Origin of the sequence: Streptomyces tamarix (genome assembly GCF_032423885.1) — a bacterium.
In the GTDB taxonomy this organism is placed as follows: Bacteria; Actinomycetota; Actinomycetes; order Streptomycetales; family Streptomycetaceae; genus Streptomyces; species Streptomyces tamarix.
Genome location: NZ_JAWCTQ010000009.1, coordinates 87,004 through 102,839 on the forward strand (window position 1 = coordinate 87,004; position 15,836 = coordinate 102,839).

General features: G+C 71.2%; 13 protein-coding genes and 1 pseudogene. 5 read left to right on the plus strand and 9 right to left on the minus strand.

The features are described from left to right. Positions 1-225 precede the first annotated feature (225 nt). Positions 226-465 (plus strand): annotated as a pseudogene (locus RND61_RS09955) (hypothetical protein); the annotation flags it as partial. A 56-nt stretch (positions 466-521) separates the two neighbouring features. On the opposite strand, the gene RND61_RS09960 reads toward RND61_RS09955, so the two are convergent. Both RND61_RS09960 and RND61_RS09965 read right to left on the minus strand, forming a co-directional pair. Continuing rightward, positions 522-1,424 (minus strand): DMT family transporter, encoded by a 903-nt coding sequence (locus RND61_RS09960; RefSeq protein ID WP_315877475.1) that lies wholly within the window; start codon positions 1,422-1,424, stop codon positions 522-524. Next, positions 1,421-2,239, minus strand: a complete 819-nt coding sequence (locus RND61_RS09965) for an SDR family NAD(P)-dependent oxidoreductase (RefSeq protein ID WP_315877476.1) — start codon at positions 2,237-2,239, stop codon at positions 1,421-1,423. Before RND61_RS09965 ends, RND61_RS09960 begins: the two co-directional genes overlap by 4 nt. Before the next feature lie 141 nt (positions 2,240-2,380). Between RND61_RS09965 and RND61_RS09970 the strand changes: the two genes are divergently transcribed. Next, positions 2,381-2,956 (plus strand): TetR/AcrR family transcriptional regulator, encoded by a 576-nt coding sequence (locus RND61_RS09970; RefSeq protein ID WP_391653186.1) that lies wholly within the window; start codon positions 2,381-2,383, stop codon positions 2,954-2,956. A 532-nt stretch (positions 2,957-3,488) separates the two neighbouring features. Then, on the plus strand, positions 3,489-3,710 hold the full coding sequence (locus tag RND61_RS09980; protein ID WP_315877478.1) for a hypothetical protein: 222 nt from the start codon (positions 3,489-3,491) through the stop codon (positions 3,708-3,710). Between the two features lie 337 nt (positions 3,711-4,047). Here the strand turns inward: RND61_RS09980 and RND61_RS09985 are convergent, their stop codons facing one another. The 4 genes from RND61_RS09985 to RND61_RS10000 form a co-directional block, all read right to left on the minus strand. Further along, positions 4,048-5,763: a BCCT family transporter gene (locus RND61_RS09985; RefSeq protein ID WP_315877479.1), complete on the minus strand. Its 1,716-nt coding sequence runs from the start codon at positions 5,761-5,763 to the stop codon at positions 4,048-4,050. Between the two features lie 783 nt (positions 5,764-6,546). Then, positions 6,547-6,732 (minus strand): hypothetical protein, encoded by a 186-nt coding sequence (locus RND61_RS09990; RefSeq protein ID WP_315877480.1) that lies wholly within the window; start codon positions 6,730-6,732, stop codon positions 6,547-6,549. A gap of 58 nt (positions 6,733-6,790) precedes the next feature. Further along, positions 6,791-10,027, minus strand: a complete 3,237-nt coding sequence (locus RND61_RS09995; protein ID WP_315877481.1) for an RHS repeat-associated core domain-containing protein — start codon at positions 10,025-10,027, stop codon at positions 6,791-6,793. A gap of 128 nt (positions 10,028-10,155) precedes the next feature. Further along, complete coding sequence (locus tag RND61_RS10000; protein ID WP_315877482.1) at positions 10,156-10,641, minus strand: hypothetical protein; 486 nt, start codon at positions 10,639-10,641, stop codon at positions 10,156-10,158. A gap of 1,069 nt (positions 10,642-11,710) precedes the next feature. Here RND61_RS10000 and RND61_RS10005 point away from each other — a divergent pair. Together RND61_RS10005 and RND61_RS10010 are read left to right on the plus strand one after the other, a co-directional pair. Beyond that, positions 11,711-12,028 carry a hypothetical protein gene (locus RND61_RS10005; protein WP_315877483.1) on the plus strand — a complete coding sequence of 106 codons (318 nt, stop codon included), beginning with the start codon at positions 11,711-11,713 and terminating at the stop codon, positions 12,026-12,028. Positions 12,029-12,152: 124 nt separating this feature from the next. Then, a complete protein-coding gene (locus RND61_RS10010) occupies positions 12,153-12,944 on the plus strand; it encodes an SDR family NAD(P)-dependent oxidoreductase (RefSeq protein ID WP_315877484.1) in 792 nt (263 codons plus the stop codon). A 162-nt stretch (positions 12,945-13,106) separates the two neighbouring features. On the opposite strand, the gene RND61_RS10015 is transcribed toward RND61_RS10010, so the two are convergent. From RND61_RS10015 to RND61_RS10025, 3 genes are all read right to left on the minus strand, one after another. After that, positions 13,107-13,523 carry a CBM20 domain-containing protein gene (locus RND61_RS10015; RefSeq protein WP_315877485.1) on the minus strand — a complete coding sequence of 139 codons (417 nt, stop codon included), beginning with the start codon at positions 13,521-13,523 and terminating at the stop codon, positions 13,107-13,109. 954 nt (positions 13,524-14,477) lie between these two features. Next, positions 14,478-15,110: a DUF305 domain-containing protein gene (locus RND61_RS10020; RefSeq protein WP_315877486.1), complete on the minus strand. Its 633-nt coding sequence runs from the start codon at positions 15,108-15,110 to the stop codon at positions 14,478-14,480. A gap of 120 nt (positions 15,111-15,230) precedes the next feature. Next, positions 15,231-15,623, minus strand: coding sequence for a DUF6153 family protein (locus tag RND61_RS10025; protein WP_391653191.1), 393 nt, complete (start codon positions 15,621-15,623; stop codon positions 15,231-15,233). Positions 15,624-15,836 lie beyond the last annotated feature (213 nt).

The following is a 15,836-nucleotide window of genomic DNA, read 5'->3' on the forward strand; positions in this document are numbered from 1 at the left end:
GCGGCCCTCCCCCAGGAGGCGGATCGTCGAGCAGACCGCGAGGTCCGCACCAACCGAGCAGACGGCGTGCTCCCGGGCCCGCCCCCGCGTGAGACCGCCACGATGCGAGTACCGGTGCCGGGGCTCTGCCCGGTGCGGTCCGCCCGATGGGCATCGCCCTCCCCTACGGCTTCGGAGGGAACAAGGGACGGCAGCGCACCCGGCGGGCAGACGTGGGTGTCGACGATGTCGCCGAGGCCAAGCGCAGCGAGAGGCCGGCAGGTGGCCGGACGGGCCGCCCGGGGCGGCCTCGAAGCTCGTCACCCGGACTGGGCGGCACTCAAGGACGGGCCGCCCGCGCCCGGGTTCGACAAGGTCGACTCGCCGGCCCTGCTGAGGTCTGTCGACCTTCGGGGACGGACCGTTGCGCAGAAGACCACGGCAGGGACGGCCGCCGCCCTCGCGGTCGAGGAGGCGTCGCCGGTGCCGCCCCCTGCCGTCCGCCTGTCCGCGCGACCTCTTGTCGTCCGGGTGAACACCGATCAGACCAACTCGCCCACAGCCGCCCGGGGCGGGTGTGGCCCTGGGCTCGGCCGTCGCAGACCGACGGCGACGCCGACTGTGACGAGCAGGGCACCGGTGACGTCGGCGGGGCCTGCCCGGCCGAGGCCGAGTGCCACGGCAGTGAGCAGTGCGCCCACCGGCACCAGGCCGGCGAAGAGGCCCGCACGGTCGGCGCCGAGGCGGCGCAGTGCGTCGTACCACAGGAAGAAGGCGGCAGCGGTGACGACCGCGCCGAGGTAGCCGAAGGCGGCTGCTTGGCCAGGGGTGGGCAGCCGCAGGGAGGTCGTACCGTCCAGGGCGAGACCCGCGGCCAGGAGCATGGGGACGGACAGGGCGGCGGGATAGGCGGCGACCCTCAGGGGGCCGAGTTTGGGCAGGAGCGGGACGGCCAGCAGGGAGAAGGCCACCTCGCCGGCGAGTGCGCCGAGGGACAGGAGGAGGCCCCTCACGCTGCCCGAGCCGAGGCCGGCGGCGACGGCTGTGCCGAGTGCCACCACGACCGCGGCGCCGACGGTACGGGGCGCGGGGCGCCGGCGTTCCGTCAACGGCCCCACGAGGGCGAGCACGAGAGGGACCGCTCCGACCACAGCGGCGATCATGGCGGGCCCGGCGTGCCGGGTGGCTTCGACGAGGAAGACGTTGAACCCCGCCAGGCCGGTGGCGGCCAGCGCGAACAACAGCAGAACGTCACGTGCGGTCAGGCGTACGCGGGGCAGCCGCCGGTGGCCCACGACGGTCAGCAGGATCGCCGCGGCGAGCGCGTAACGCAGGGCCTGCCCCGTGAAGACCGGGTAGTCGGCGATGGTGGCGGAGACCGCGGTCGAGGTGCCGACGAGCAGCATCGCCGAGGCGGCGCCGACAGGGGCGGCCGAGGCTCTCATGCGGCGCGCTCCGGCGACGTCGAGGGGGCGGCCGAGGTGGCCAGGACCTTGCGGGTGACGCGTTCGGCGATGGCCGCGACCAGGGTCCGGGGGCGGCGGGGTGACAGGTGTGCGGCCAGGGCGTTGCCAAGTCCGGGGGCGACGTAGCCGCGGTCGCGCTCCAGCGCGCGCAGCGCGGCGCGTACGACGGGCTCCGGGGTGGTCATGGAGCCGGTGACAGCCGCCCGGCGGGTGCCGATGGCGTCGAAGAAGGCGGTCTCGACCGGGCCGGGGCACAAGGTGAGCACGCGGATGCCACGCCGGCGGTACTCCTGGCGCAGGGCGAGGCCGAAGTTCAGCACGAAGGCCTTGGCCGCACCGTAGACGGCGAAGTACGGGGCGGGCTGGAAGGCGGCGTTGGACGCGACGTTGACGACCGCCCCGCGGCCGCGCTCCAGCATGCCGGGCAGCAGTTCATGGGTGAGGTCGACGAGGGCGACGACATTGACCATCAACTGGTCGTGGTCGCGGGCCCCGGAGATCTCCTCGAAGCGGCCGCAGGTACCGAACCCGGCGTTGTTGACCAGCAGGTCGACGCTCAGGCCGCAGGCGGTCAACCGGTCGGCGACGCGGCGGGCCGCGTCCGGTTCGGCGAGGTCCTGGACCAGCACGTGCGCGCGGACGCCGTGCTCGGCGATCAGACGCTCGGCGAGGGCGGCAAGCCGGTCGCCGGAGCGCGCCACCAGGACCACGTCGTGTCCCTGGGCGGCGAGCTGCGCGGCGAACTCCGCGCCGAGGCCGGACGACGCTCCGGTGATGAGGGCGGTGCTGTTCACAAGCTTCTCCTTCAACCGAGGCCAACTGAGATGAGTATGTATCAACAATTCGATGAGTCGCAACAGAAGTGTTGCAGTTATATGCGGCATCGCGTCACAGATGTATGATGTTTCCGGTCAAGGGGTCCAGCAGGAGGCGTGATGGGTGAGACGGCGGGACGGTCGCTGCGGGCTGACGCGGAACGCAGCGTGCGCGCGATCCTGGAAGCGGCCGAGCGGGTGCTCGCCGAAGAACCCGGCGCTTCCATGGAGCAGATCGCCGCAGCCGCGGGTGTGGCCCGCACGACGATCCACCGGCGGTTCGCCAACCGGCAGGCACTGATCGAGGCGTTGGCGTCATCGGCCGCCCGTCAGCTCGCCCGGGCAGTGGACGACGGCAGGCCGGACACCGCGCCGCCGCTGGTGGCGATGCACCGGATCACGGCCAACGTGCTGCAGGTCAAAAGCGCCTGGGCGTTCGCCCTGGAGCTGCCGGCCGACCCGGACAGCGAGGCCGCCGTCCTCCACCAGGACATCGCCCGCCGCTGCATCGCCGTGCTGAAGCGGGCCCAGGACGACAAGCTCATCGACGAAGCGGCCGACCTCGACTGGGTGCGCCGGGTCTACTACGCGCTCATCGGGGAATCCCTGCACGGCAACGCGGAGGGTGCCGACCCGGACACCCTCGCCGCCCGCATCATCGACACCCTGCTGCACGGCGCCGGTCCACGCGCCTGAGCCGAGAGCTGCCGCCGGGAGTCGCGGTCGACCCAGGCGCAGCACCAGGGTGGGGGCGCGTCGGCCGCATGTCCCCCGCCTGGTTCAGCGGCCTGCGCCGGCTCGTCCTCGGCCGCGCGGTGGCTCATCGTCCTCGGCGACGCGACGGTCGGCGTCCCCCGTCCGCCGGGCAGCCTGAGCGGCACGGCGATCGGCTGGTCCGGGGCACCGCCGTCCGCTCCGGCCGCGGGCATGCCGAAGCCGACGGCGCCCGCGCTCGGGCGGGGACGGCTTTGGCCAGGCTCGCCAGGCCGTTTTCCGGCGGCCCGTGGAGCGACGAGGACCGCCAGGGTGTCGTCGGCGAGCGCCTCCTCCATCCGGCAGTGGCCCCGCGCCACCGTCACCTCGGGGGCCTCGTCCGGACCGAGCCCCCGCGCGTACGAGCCGGGGAGCGGGCCGGCCGCCGGGACCGCCGGTCGGGGCGCGGTCCAGCGGGCGGGTGAGGACGTCATCGGATGGCCGGTTCCTTCGCGAGGTCTCTAGGGTCGGTGGAATGGCACACGACACCGTGGATCCGGCGACGATCACGCCGGAGATGGCCGCCCGGATCCGTACGTGGCGAGTCGACGAGGACCTCTCCTGGCGCGCCGTGGCCCAGGCCGCGTCCGACCTGTGGGGTTCCGGTTTCGGCAGCAACCAGCTCTACGGCAAAAACCTCTGCGTGGCCGCCGCGAAGGTACTGGGCGAAGACCCCCACCAGGAACCGTGGAACTGACCCCCCGCCAAGCGGCCCCCTCGCATCAGCGAGCGGACCGGACGAAGACATCGGCGATGCGGAATCCGGCTCGAAAGAGGACGGGTGGGGGCGCGCCCGGTGACGGAGCCGGCCCCGGGCGACAGCGGGATGGTGGTCCACGACTACGACCGCCGGGGCACTGGGGCACTGGGGCACTGGGGCACTGGGGTGACGGTCGGGTGGGGTGCGCCCGGTGGCGGAGCTGACGGCCGGGGCGGCGGGTTGACGCCCGGCCCTGTGGTGCCGGAGATACGGGAGGGCCCGCCCGGGCCCTCCCTGGCGGGTTCCTTCCCGTGGCCCCGTCGGGGCGGACCCGTCAGCCGGGCTCGTCCTTCTTGGGGGCGCGGTCCCCGGTGGGCCGGGGTGCCTCGTCCTGCGCGGGGCCGATGCGGATCTCGAAGTCACCCGCGTACTTCTCGTGTCCCGCGATCACCGCTTCCTCGACGGCCTCCTCGGCCAGTTCGCCCCGGACGATCAGCGGGTCCTTGCGGAGGTCCTTCATCAAGGCCCAGCACATGCCGATCATCACCAGGACGAACGGGGCGGCGACCAGGATCGTCAGGTGTTGCAGGCCCGCGAGGGCGTTGCCCTTGCCCTCGCCGACGAGCAGCATCACGGCCGCGACGCCGCCGGTCACCACGCCCCAGAAGACGACGACGAGCCGGGCCGGTTCGAAGGTGCCCTTCTGGGAGAGGGTGCCCATGACGATGGACGCCGCGTCGGCGCCCGAGATGAAGAAGATGCCGACCAGGATCATCACGAGCAGGCTCATCACGCCGGCGATCGGGAACTCCTGGAGGACGCCGAAGAGCTGGGCCTCGGGCGTGGACGCACCCCCGAGGTCTCCCTCCCCCTTCAGACGCATGGCCGTCCCGCCGAAGACGGCGAACCAGATCAGGCTGACGGTGCTGGGCACCAGGATGACGCCGCCGATGAACTGGCGGATGGTCCGCCCCCGGCTGATGCGGGCGATGAACATGCCGACGAACGGCGTCCAGGAGATCCACCAGGCCCAGTAGAAGACGGTCCAACTGCTCAGCCAGTCGGCGACGTCACCGCCGCCGGTGGACGCCTCCGTGCGACCGACCAGCGTGGGCAGCTCGTCGAAGTACGCGGCGAGCGAGGTGGGGATCAGGTCGAGGACCAGGATGGTGGGACCGAAGACGAAGACGAAGGCGGCGAGGACCACGGCGAGCACCATGTTGGTGTTGGAGAGCCACTGGATGCCCTTCTCCACGCCGGAGACCGCGGAGAAGACGAAGCAGACGGTCAGGACACCGATGATGGTCACGAGCAGTCCGGTCCCGGCCCTGTCGAGCCAGCCCACCTCGTGCATGCCGCTGCCGATTTGGAGCGCGCCCAGCCCCAGGGAGGTGGCGGACCCGAAGAGCGTGGCGAAGATGGCGAGGATGTCGATCACCCGGCCGGGGACGCCGTCGGCGTGCTTCTGGCCGATGAGGGGTACGAAGACGGCGCTGATGGTCTGCCGCCGCCGGCGCCGGAAGGTGCTGTACGCGATGGCGAGGCCGACCACGGCGTAGATGGCCCACGGATGCAGGGTCCAGTGGAAGAGCGTGGTGGCGAGGGCCGTCTGCATGGCGTCCGCCGGGTCGGCGGGGTCGGTGCCCGGCGGCGGGGTCGTGTAGTGGGCGAGCGGCTCGCTGACGCCGTAGAACATCAGGCCGATGCCCATGCCGGCGCTGAACATCATGGCGACCCAGGAGACGGTGCTGAACTCGGGCTTCTCGTGCTCCTGCCCCAGCTGGATCCGTCCGTACCGGCTGATCGCGAGCCACAGAGCGAAGACGACGAAGCCCGAGGCGGCCAGGACGAACGCCCAGCCGCCGTTGTGCATGAGACCGTCGAGCATCGTGTCGGAGACGCTCTCCAGCGTGTCGGTCGCCGTGGCGCCCCAGATCACGAAGCCCAGGGTGAGCACCGCCGTCACACCGAAGACGACCGGGTCGGTGACGGGTGCCCTGTCCTCGTGCGGGTGACGGCCGGGAAGGGCCGCCTTCACGGGTAGGCGCATCCTTTGCCCCGGTTTATGTCGCTCCTGAGACACAGGCGGCACCTTTCACGATCATGGCTGGATTTGGCTCTTGCTACCCCCTATCACGTGGTTAACGCCTGAACCGGGATCAACAGGCGTCAACGGGTCCGCGTGCGTGAGGCGATACGCAGTGCGGGTGTCGAGCGGCAGGGGCACGAGCGGACTGCCGCAGCGGTACGAAGGCACCACCGTTGATCGCGACCCCGGCACTCGCGCGGCGGCCCCTGGCCCGGGCGGCCGTGCTCCCGCATCCCGGACAGCAGGTGGGACCGGTGGCCGGCCGGGGCGCGAGCGGCGGCGCGGTGCGGCGCGGGCACACGGCCCCGGGCCGACACTGGCCGAGCACAGCGGACGGGTGAGCGGCCGGGGCCGCTGGGAGCCGGTGGGCGGGGAGCAGCCGCGCGGTGGGGAAAGGCCGGCGCCCTCCTCTCACCGCGCCGACGAAGCAGACCGCCGCAGCGCCGCGGCCTGACCCGGGCCGCCCGCCGGCGACGTCGCCCCTCCCCCGTGACCGATGGGCGGGGCGGTTGCGGAATGGCGGTCCGCCCCGGCCCCGGCCCGACCCGGTGGGCGGGTCAGACCGGGGCGGAGGGGGACGGGGCGGGGGCCGCCCTCATCCCTACCCGAAGACGGGACCGGGGCGCCCTTGTCCCTACCTGCGGTACAGGAACCATGCGATGAGGGGCACCACGATGATGACGAAAAGGATCACGAAGAGGACGCCGGCCTCCGAGGACTCCAGAGGCATCGGGGCGCCGGTGCTCATCGTCGGGCCTTCCTCATGCTCACGTACGCAAGGACCAGTGAAACGCATCCCGACGCCAGGAGCAGCAGACCACAGCCGAGTGCGACAGAAGCTTGGTTGAACAGTGTGACGAGCAGCAGTCCGCAGACGACCTGCAGGAGGCCGAGCGGTGCGATGGTCTTCTCGCGTCCTGGCTGGATCATTTTCCTGTCTCCTGTCCCCTGTCATGAGGGCCGGGGCCGAACCCCGGCCCTCATCGCGTCAGCTCAGATCGTTCTGGTAGGTGGCACCCACGTACGTGGCTGCGGCTGCGCCGATGGCCATGCAGTAGGGTGTTGCGGCTGCGGCTCCCACCGTGGTGAAGGCCGCTGCTCCCGCCACGCACAGGCCGGTGATGCCGACCTCCGCGATCATCGCGGCCGTGGCCGCCTCGGCCGCGTCCGCGCCTTCGGTCAGGCCGGAGTAGAGGATGCCGCCGATGCCGAGGGCATTGCCGATGCCATCGATGCTGAGGAGCCCCGTGGGGTCGGTGTTGTTGACGGGGTCGCCGGTGGCGTAGAGGTAGGGGTTGTTCTCCTGGCCGCTGGGGTCGGGCTGGGTGAAGCGTCCGAGGTGGGGGTCGTAGTAGCGGGCGCCCATCTTGTACAGCCCCGAGGGGTCGAGGTAGGCACCGGTGTAGCGGAAGGGCTGCTGGGTGCCGGTGTGGGTGCGCGGCTCGCCGTAGGGGCCGTAGGCGTAGGCGGCGGTGCGCTTGCCGGCGGTGTCGACCAGGCCGATGACGGAGTTCTGGGCGTCGGTGAGGTAGTACTGGCTGCTTCCCCCGCTTCGCATGGCTATCAAGGTGCCCGAGGGCTCGCGGACGAAACCGGTGGCCGCGCCGGAGACGCTCTGGCCGGTGATGCCGACGGCGGCGTTGGTGAAGGTGGTGTTGTCGCGGGTGAGGCGCTGGGTGTTGTCGGTGCCGGCGTAGACCTGCTCGGTGGTGGTGCCGGAGTGGGTGTAGGCGGCGAGCTGGGTGAAGGGGGTCCAGGTCGCGTTGGTGCGGGTGCCGGTGGGGCCGGCGGCGCTGGTCTCGTTGCCGGCGCCGTCGTAGGCGAAGCCGGAGTCACCGTCGTAGGCGGTCAGTTGACCGGCGTCGTCGTAGGTGTAGGTGTGCTGGGCGTCGTCGCAGGTCGGGAGGGACGTGCCGGTGGAGCCGGCGGTGCGGTTTCCGGCCTTGTCGTAGCAGTAGGCCCAGCCGGCCGTGGTGGAGCCGTTCTTGGTCTCCACGGCTTTGGTGAGGCGACCGAGGGTGTCGTAGGTGTAGGTGGTGGTGGCGCCGTCGACGGTGCGCTTGCGGATCTTGTCGGTGTCCTTGCCGCTGTTGCTGTAGTCGTAGGAGATCGACGACAGGGTCGCGGTGCCGGACTTCACTTCGATCTTGGTGGGGCGGCTGGAGTCGTCGGGGGTGACGGTCTGGGTGATGCCGCCGGGGAAGGTCGTCTTGGTGCGCTTGCCGTTGTTGTCGTACTCGAACGACGTTTTGGCGCCGCCGGGTTCGGTGACCGAGGTGAGCTGGTTGGCGTCGTCGTAGCCGTAGGTGACGGTGCCGCCGGCGTCGGTGGCGCTCGCCACGTTCCCCGTCGCGTCGTAGGCGATGGATGTGGCCGGGGTGCCGGGCAGGGTGCGGGTGCGTTCGCGGTTCTGCTCGTCGTAGGTGAACGTCGACGTGCCGGCCGGGGTGGTGCGGGTGGTGAGGTTGCCGTCACCGTCGTAGGTGAAGGCGGCGGTCGCCGAGCCGGCGGTCCGGGTCTTGATGCGGTCGCGGTCGTCGTAGGTGTAGGTCGTGGTGGTGCCGCGGCCGTCGGTCATCGTCTTCTGCCGGCCGAGGGCATCGTAGGTGTAGGTGATCGGGTTGAGGGGGCTGGGCGGGGTGACCTTGGTCAGGTTGCCCTCGGCGTCGTAGGTGTAGCCGGTCTTCTTGCCCCGCGGGTCGGTGGCGGTGCAGCGCTGGCCGGGCAGGCCGCCGCAGTCCATCTCACCGGTCTTGGGGTTGTAGGTGTAGGTCCACTTCGCGGCGGTGCCACCGGAGGTGGAGTCCTGCGAGGTGAGCAGGTTGCCCGAGTCGTCGTAGCTGTTGGCGGTCTTCTCCGCCGAAGCGGAGGTCAGCGTCTCGGGGAAGTAGCCGCTGCCCTTCTTCACCCACGTCGCCGTCGCCGTCGCCCCGGTCGGGAGGGTGGCGGTGGTGGGGTTGAAGACCGAGTCGTACTCGAACTTGGTGACGTTGCCGTCCTCCGGGGTGGCACCCATGGCGTCGGTGGCGGTGACGACGTCGTTGTCCGGGCCCCAGGACGTCGAGCGGGTGTGGCCGAGGGGGTCCTCGGTCTTCTTGGTGCGCCAGTAGCCGTCGACGGTCTTGAGGGTGTGCTTGCCGCGGGGGTCGGTGATCCGCACGACCCCTTCGGCGTTGGTGTTGTTGGCGGGCAGGATCCAGCGGAAGGCGGTGGTGTTGCCCGCTCCGGTGGCGTTGTTCACGACGCGGGTGAGGGAGGCGACCTTGGTGCTGTCCCAGGTGAACCTGGTCTGCCGCCCTTCTGCTGTGGTCACCCTGGTCAGGCGGTGGGAGGCGTCGTAGTCGAAGACGGTGGTCTTGCCGGCGGTGTCGGTGAACGTCTTGATCAGGTCACCGGTGTAGGTGTAGCTGATCGACCGTCCGGTTTCGTCGGTGACCTTCGTGATGTGCTCGCCGTCGTTGGCGAAGGTCAGCGTGCGCCCGGAAGCCGAGGTGATCCTGGAGGTGAAGGCGCCGGAGTAGGCGATGGTGGTGGCGTTGCCGTTCTTGTCCTCCACCTTCGTCACGCGCGCGTCCCCGGTGGTGCCGGAGCGGGTGAAGGTGGTCTTCTCTCCTGTGCGACGGCTGGTGAGGGTGAAGGACTTCTTGTCGTCCGCCTCGGTCAGGTCCTGCTTGTAGCCCTTGGCCGGGGTGAAACCCGCACCGTCGCGGGCGAAGACCGCCATGGTGCCGGACGGTCCCTCGACGACGACGGCGTTGGGGGTGGCCTCGTTGACGCGGTAGTCGGTGCCGGTGGTGGCGTTCCAACCCGCCTGGTTGAGGCTGTTGAAGGCGTTGCCGTAGGCCAGCCCGGGCCCGGCGTCGGCGATGTCGAAGCCGTCGACGGTCAACAGCAGGTTGCCGCTGCCGTAGTTGACCTGGGCGCTGACGCCGTCGGACAGTTGGGCGGTGAAGAACTCCGACCACGGCACCTGGCCGACGCCCAGGGCGTAGACGCCCGGTTCGACGGCTGCCGACTTCACCAGTGGTCCGTCGGTCTCGGCCGCCTTGACCGGGGAGCTGGCCGGCGCCTTGGTGGTGCCCAGCGGTGTGGGCGTTGCCTTGGTGGTGGCCGGCGCCGCAGCGGGACGCGGTGTGGCATTGGCCGGGATGGCCGTGGTCATCATGGCGGTCGTGGCGAGGATCGTGAGCGACAGCCAGTGTCTGCGGCGCCGGGTTTCGGGCATGCGAGAATTCACGAAGGTCTCTCCGATGCGTGGATGTCAGAGGAGCAGGGCCTGGAGGGACGGCACCCGTGCCGGGGTGCCGCCCCGCCCTTTCCCCGAGGTGATGACGATGGGGTGGTCGACGTCTGTCAGCAGCGGCGTTCGGTACGCGCGTGGTAGGTGGCCTCGCCCGTGATGCTGAGGGTGCCGTCGGCCGAGGTGCACTCGTCGACGGTGTCGGCGCCGTTGCTCCAGAACTCCTGGGCGTGGGTGTCGAAGGCGTCCTTCCGGCCCACCAGGGCGTTGCGGTCGAATGACCACACCCCCACCGTCAGGTCGAACGTGATGTTCTTGTCCAGGAAGGACTTCCAGGCCCACACGTAGCCGTAGTTCTTGTCACAACCGGGCGAGTAGAACTGCTTGACCGAGGCGATCTTCTCGCTGCCCCGGTAGATGTACTCGGTCGCGCCGATCTGGTAGGCGTCCGAACACACCCCCGTCGCGGCGGCGACGGCGCTGGCCGGGTTGCCGGCTTCCGTGCCCGCCGTACCCGCCGCCTCGGTGGCCTCCCGCTGCTGCGGCGTGGGTGCCGGCCCCGTACCCGCCGAGGCCGTCCCCGTTCCCAGCAAGGACAAGGCGGCCCCCGCCACCGTCGCCGCCACCGTCAAACGCACACGTCGCACGTGCATCCCCCTCTGTGAAGAAGCGCAGCCCCCGAGCCCAACACAAGCAGTCCAGGCAGCTCGCGCAGAACGAAGGCGCACCAGCCGATGCGCCTTCGCATTCTTTCTGAAGCCCCTACGGAACCGTGGATTCCATGAACAAGAACACGCAGCGTTACTTACCTAACGCGCCGTCAATTCATGGTTTTCGCAAGGAACTTCCTGCGAAGGGACGGCAAATCGCCCGTCTTGGGCGAACGTTTCCAGGTAGCTCTCACATTTAGTTGCGACTTGCACGGATGCGCTGTCACCTGTGACTTGAGTGACACGCATGACACATGAAGGGACGGGCAACCGGAGAAGTTTGCCGATCTCGCAGCGACCGCGCCCCTGCCCCGAAAGCACCGCGTTCCCGTACGTCCTCAACGTCGGTTCGAGGAGGGGCGGCCTGCCCGTCACCCCTCCGGAGGACACGCGAGCAGCCGCCCCGCACCTCACCACTGCCACGATCGTCCCGCACGGCACGACCGGCTTGCGTGAGGATCACCGGCAGCGCCGTCACAAAACAGCACGGATGCCCCCGTTCCCGACTTCTTCCCGACCTCGCCGGATCCAGTTCACCGCCAGGCATCCGCCCCACCGTCACGGAGACCATCACGGCCGTGGGGTGCGGCGCCCCCGTCCCGTGCTCCCGTTCCAGGAAGGCCAGGGCCTCCCGGTCCGGCGTTCCAGCCACAGCGGCAGCCCGCCGCACCGGCGCGCGAGAACGGCGAGATCGCCTCGCGCGGAACGTCCCGGCCGCACGCCGCCCGAACGTTCGTCACCGAGGTGGCCGCCGGGCACACCCGCCGTGTCCGACCGCAACGACATCTGGAGGCTGGAAACCGACGGTCGCACACAGGAAGCGGGACGAAAGTTTCCCACTCCCCCGAAACCGGGATAATGACCCCCGGAAGGGCCATGGACACCCGGCCTGCGCAGTGGTCCGCGTCCGCAGACCGCAGGCGATGGAGGAAGGATCGCGGCTGTCGCCAGTACCCCCATGAACCTCACCCGGGCCGCCCCCCTCAGGATCCCGGCCTCGGATCCGGACGCCCCGGTCGCGTTCCACCACGCTCTGACCGGACGTGAACCCGTCGCCGCGGGGGACCATGAGCAGCGTCTCCCGTCCGGTGACTCCCAAGGGCTGTCGAACGCGAAGCCGCGGTACGCCACGATCAAGGTGGACGGTCTCGGCATCGGCCCCCTCCGGTTCCATGAACCGGTGGGCGAGCGCACGAACGGCGGGGCGAACCGCCCCGGCTCGATGCGACGGGACCGCGGGCTGCGCACCGGCCCGAACCCCGACACCCTGAACTGACCACCGCCCCGAGCGCCCGCCCCTCGTGTCACGGGAACGAGCACTCGGGACACCCTGCCGTGCACCGGCGTCGACGTACATCGGCACCGGTGTACAGCCGCCCACCCCCGACGAGGAGGACATCGTGCAGATCGACCTTTCCGGCCGCACCGCCCTGGTCACCGGCTCCACCCAGGGCATCGGACACGCCATCGCCGTCGGCCTCTCCCGCGCCGGAGCCCGGGTCGCCGTCAACGGCCGGGGCGCGGAGCGCGTCGCGGACGCGGTGGACCGGGTGCGTGCCGACTCCGGCGGCGACGTCATCGCCGCCGCGGGCGACCTGGCGACCGAGGAGGGCGCCGCGGCCGTACTGGAGGCCGTTCCCACGGTCGACATCCTGGTCAACAACCTCGGCATCTTCGGCTCCGCCGCCCCGCTGGAGATCGACGACGCCGAGTGGCGCCGCTACTTCGAGGTGAACGTCCTCTCCGCCGTCCGGCTCATCCGCGCCTACCTGCCCGACATGACGGAGCGGGGCTGGGGCCGCGTCCTCAACCTCGCCAGTGACTCGGCCGTGGTCACCCCCGCCGAGATGATCCACTACGGCATGACCAAGACCTCGCTGCTCGCCGTCAGCCGCGGCTTCGCCAAGGAGGCGGCCGGCACGGGCGTGACCGTCAACTCCGTCATCGCCGGCCCGACGCACACCGGCGGCGTCGAGGACTTCGTGCGGGAGCTGGTCGGCAACGAGCTGCCCTGGGACGAGGCGCAGCGCGAGTTCATGATCAAGCATCGCCCGCAGTCCCTGATCCAGCGCCTCATCGAGCCCGAGGAGATCGCCCACATGGTCGTCTACCTCGCCTCGCCCCACGCGTCCGCGACGACCGGCGGCGCCCTGCGCGTCGATGGCGGCTACGTCGACTCGATCCTGCCCTGAGCAGCCCGGCAACCGCTGGTTCCCGGCCCCCCGCCCGTGACCGGGGGGCGAGGCACAGGACCACCGCGTTGCCTTCGACACGGTGGTGAACGCGGCACCCGTTGCCGTAGGGCCCCGTGGAGGGCCGGACGGTGCGCCCGTCCGGCCCTCGCCCGCGGGCGGTCAGTTACGGAATGTCTCGTTCGTGATGTAGGTGCCCGTCGGCGGGGTGACGGTGGTGCGGTTGGGGCCGCTCTCCCATATGACGGGGGCGTTGACGGCCTTGATGACGTACTTGTACTCCACCTTGGTGTCGGCCGGCAGGAGCACGGTCGCCGACCAGGTGGGGTAGGAGGCCGAGGAGAGCGGTACCGCCTTGTCCGGGTTCCACGACCCGAGCTCCGGGCGGTTGCCGGTCACGTAGACCTGCTGGCCCCACTGCGTGTGCGCGGTGACGTTGAACGTCGCCACCACTGAGTTCTGGTTCGCTCCTGCGGCCGGTGCGGCCAGCGCCGGCGGAGTCACGAGCGCCCCGAGGAGCAGGGCGAACACCGCTGCGAAACCCAGGCGCTGGCGGATTCGAGGACGGGTGCGGTCCATGGGAAACGTCCTTTCGGATGGTGACGGCAAGGTCTGTCAGGCCCTGACGGGCGCCCATCCTTGTGACACTCACGCTTCTTGCGCAATCTCATGAAGGTTTTTTCAGACGTAGTCAAGCGATCAAGTAGATCGCCCAGTTCACAGGCCATTGTTCGAGATGAAACGCTTGCAACAGCTCCACGGGTGACGGCTGCTGAGAGCCGACACCGAGCCGACCTGGGGAGTCGTTGCCACGCATCGCCGACGCGTGCGCGCGGAGGACCGGGTCGGCCGACGTGACCGGCCGGAGTCGCCTCCGGCCGCCGGCCAGTCGGTCAATGTCCTGAAGTGCACGCGCTTTCGACGCCGTGGACAGCCCAGCCCTGCCCGCCGGGTGGGCGGCGGAGCCGGAGCGGGACGGCCACCGCCCCGGGAGCAGCGGGCCCGGCTCGCCGACGGCCCCTCCCCCGGGGTACGGGCCGCTCTCGCTCACGGACCCGAATGGCGCACCCCCCGTACGACGGTCGCGCCGCTGCCGGACGACGTGTGCGCCCGCCTGCTCGACGACCCCGACCCCTCCGTACGGGCCGCCCTGCCGGCCCCGCCCCACCTGGTGCCGTCGTTCGCGGCCTCGCCGGCCGCGCACCGCGAGTCCGGCAGTGTGCCGGAGCGCGGCGCGCGCAGGGAAGACGCTGCCGGCGGGCGAGCGGTCGGCGCTGCCGGCCGGCCCGGACCCCGTGGTGCGGCAGGCCGCCGCGCGGTGGGAGTGCCGACGGGACGCACGCGTCACCGCCGGACTCCTCCGCGATCCGAAGTCCGCCGCCGAGGCGCTGCGACGGGGCTCCCGCACCGCGCCGACGCCGGGCGGTGCGTCGCGCCGGGCGGTCGCGCCTGGCCGCCCGCACGCCGGTGCGACACGCCACGGGCAGGAGCGGCCACCTGCGGGTGCCGCCCCTGCCCGTGAGGGTGGTGTGGTCAGCCCCTGCCGAGCAGCTCGTTCATCTTCTCGATCTCGGCCGTCTGAGAGCTGATGATCCGCCCGGCCATCTCCTTGGCCGGCGCGTGGGACCCGTCAGCCTGTTCGGTCTTCGCCATGGCCACGGCGCCCTCGTGGTGCTCGATCATCATCTCCATGAAGGCGGTGTCGAACGCGGCACCCGACGCCTTCTCCAGCTTCTCCATGTCCTCGGCGGTCATCATGCCGCCGGCGCCGTGCACGGAGTGGTCCACGGCGCCTTCGGCAGGCACCTCCTCGCCCCAGGAGGCCAGCCAGCCGGACAGGGTCCTGATCTCCGGGTCCTGGGCCTTCTTGATGTCCGCGGCGAGCCTCTTCACCTCGGTCGACCGCGCCCGGTCGGGGGCCAGCTCGGCCATCTCGACGGCCTGGCGGTGGTGGGGGATCATCCCCTGGGCGAAGGCGACGTCGGCGGCGTTGTGCCGGCCCTGCGACGCGGACGCCGAAGCGGTGGCGGAAGCCGACGTGCTGGTGTGCCCGTCGTGTCCGGCCGGGTCGTCGCCGCTGCCGCCGCAGGCCGCCAGAACGAGAGCGGCCGTGCCGGCGGCGGCCACGGCGGCGCCGCGACGGACGAGGGAACGCTTACTGGTCATGGGGGTGCAACTCCTCTTCGCGCGCACGTTTGGGCGCTCGGAACACAGGTGGGTGTGAGAACAGGCGGAAGCGCGGCACCCGCCTCGGCCGGGGCGTGCGGGGGTGCCGTGCGGGCCGCTCTACACCCGCAGGAGTTGCAGCTCGGAAAGGTCAGGCGGCGCCCGTACCCGCACGGCTGACGCCGGGAGGGCCGACAGCCGGGCCGCCGTCGCAGCCGGGGCGTCGGGCAGGGCACCGGCCAGCGCGGGCGGCACGTACGCGGAGCCGACACCGGCCGCCGCACAGGTACCGTCCGCGTGCGCGAGGTGTCCGGTGCCTCCGTCGCCGTGCGAGCACGCTCCGGTCGCGTGCTCGGCGGCCGGAACGTGAGCCGTGGCCATGGCGTGCTCCGGCACGGGAGCCCCGCCCGGGGGCAGGGCGTGCATGCCCAGCACACCGGCCAGCACCGCCAGCACGAGCAGCGCGAACAGCCGCCCGACGGGGCGGCGGCTCGGTCGCATGCTGCCGGTCACAGCCGCCATCGTACGGGCACGCTGTTCACGGACGCTCCTGGCTCACCGCGCCGTTCGGGTCCGTGGTGCCGGCCCGGGGGTTCCGCCGGGCCGAAGACGGCGAGGGCTTCGCGGGCCGGCACCACTGTGCGACGGCTGGGGACGACATCGGCTACGAGACGCGGCTGGAGCGGGACCGTCTGGTCTTGACGGACCGCGATCTGGAAGTGGTGG

What these genes read in the sequence shown, in the direction of transcription:
- RND61_RS10005 (WP_315877483.1), top strand. Translation starts at nt 11,711, where the DNA reads ATGAACCTCACCCGGGCCGCCCCCCTCAGGATCCCGGCCTCGGATCCG.
- RND61_RS09970 (WP_391653186.1), top strand. Translation starts at nt 2,381, where the DNA reads ATGGGTGAGACGGCGGGACGGTCGCTGCGGGCTGACGCGGAACGCAGC.
- RND61_RS09980 (WP_315877478.1), top strand. Translation starts at nt 3,489, where the DNA reads ATGGCACACGACACCGTGGATCCGGCGACGATCACGCCGGAGATGGCC.
- RND61_RS09960 (WP_315877475.1), bottom strand. Translation starts at nt 1,424, where the DNA reads ATGAGAGCCTCGGCCGCCCCTGTCGGCGCCGCCTCGGCGATGCTGCTC.
- RND61_RS09985 (WP_315877479.1), bottom strand. Translation starts at nt 5,763, where the DNA reads ATGCGCCTACCCGTGAAGGCGGCCCTTCCCGGCCGTCACCCGCACGAG.
- RND61_RS09990 (WP_315877480.1), bottom strand. Translation starts at nt 6,732, where the DNA reads ATGATCCAGCCAGGACGCGAGAAGACCATCGCACCGCTCGGCCTCCTG.
- RND61_RS10015 (WP_315877485.1), bottom strand. Translation starts at nt 13,523, where the DNA reads ATGGACCGCACCCGTCCTCGAATCCGCCAGCGCCTGGGTTTCGCAGCG.
- RND61_RS09995 (WP_315877481.1), bottom strand. Translation starts at nt 10,027, where the DNA reads ATGCCCGAAACCCGGCGCCGCAGACACTGGCTGTCGCTCACGATCCTC.
- RND61_RS10020 (WP_315877486.1), bottom strand. Translation starts at nt 15,110, where the DNA reads ATGACCAGTAAGCGTTCCCTCGTCCGTCGCGGCGCCGCCGTGGCCGCC.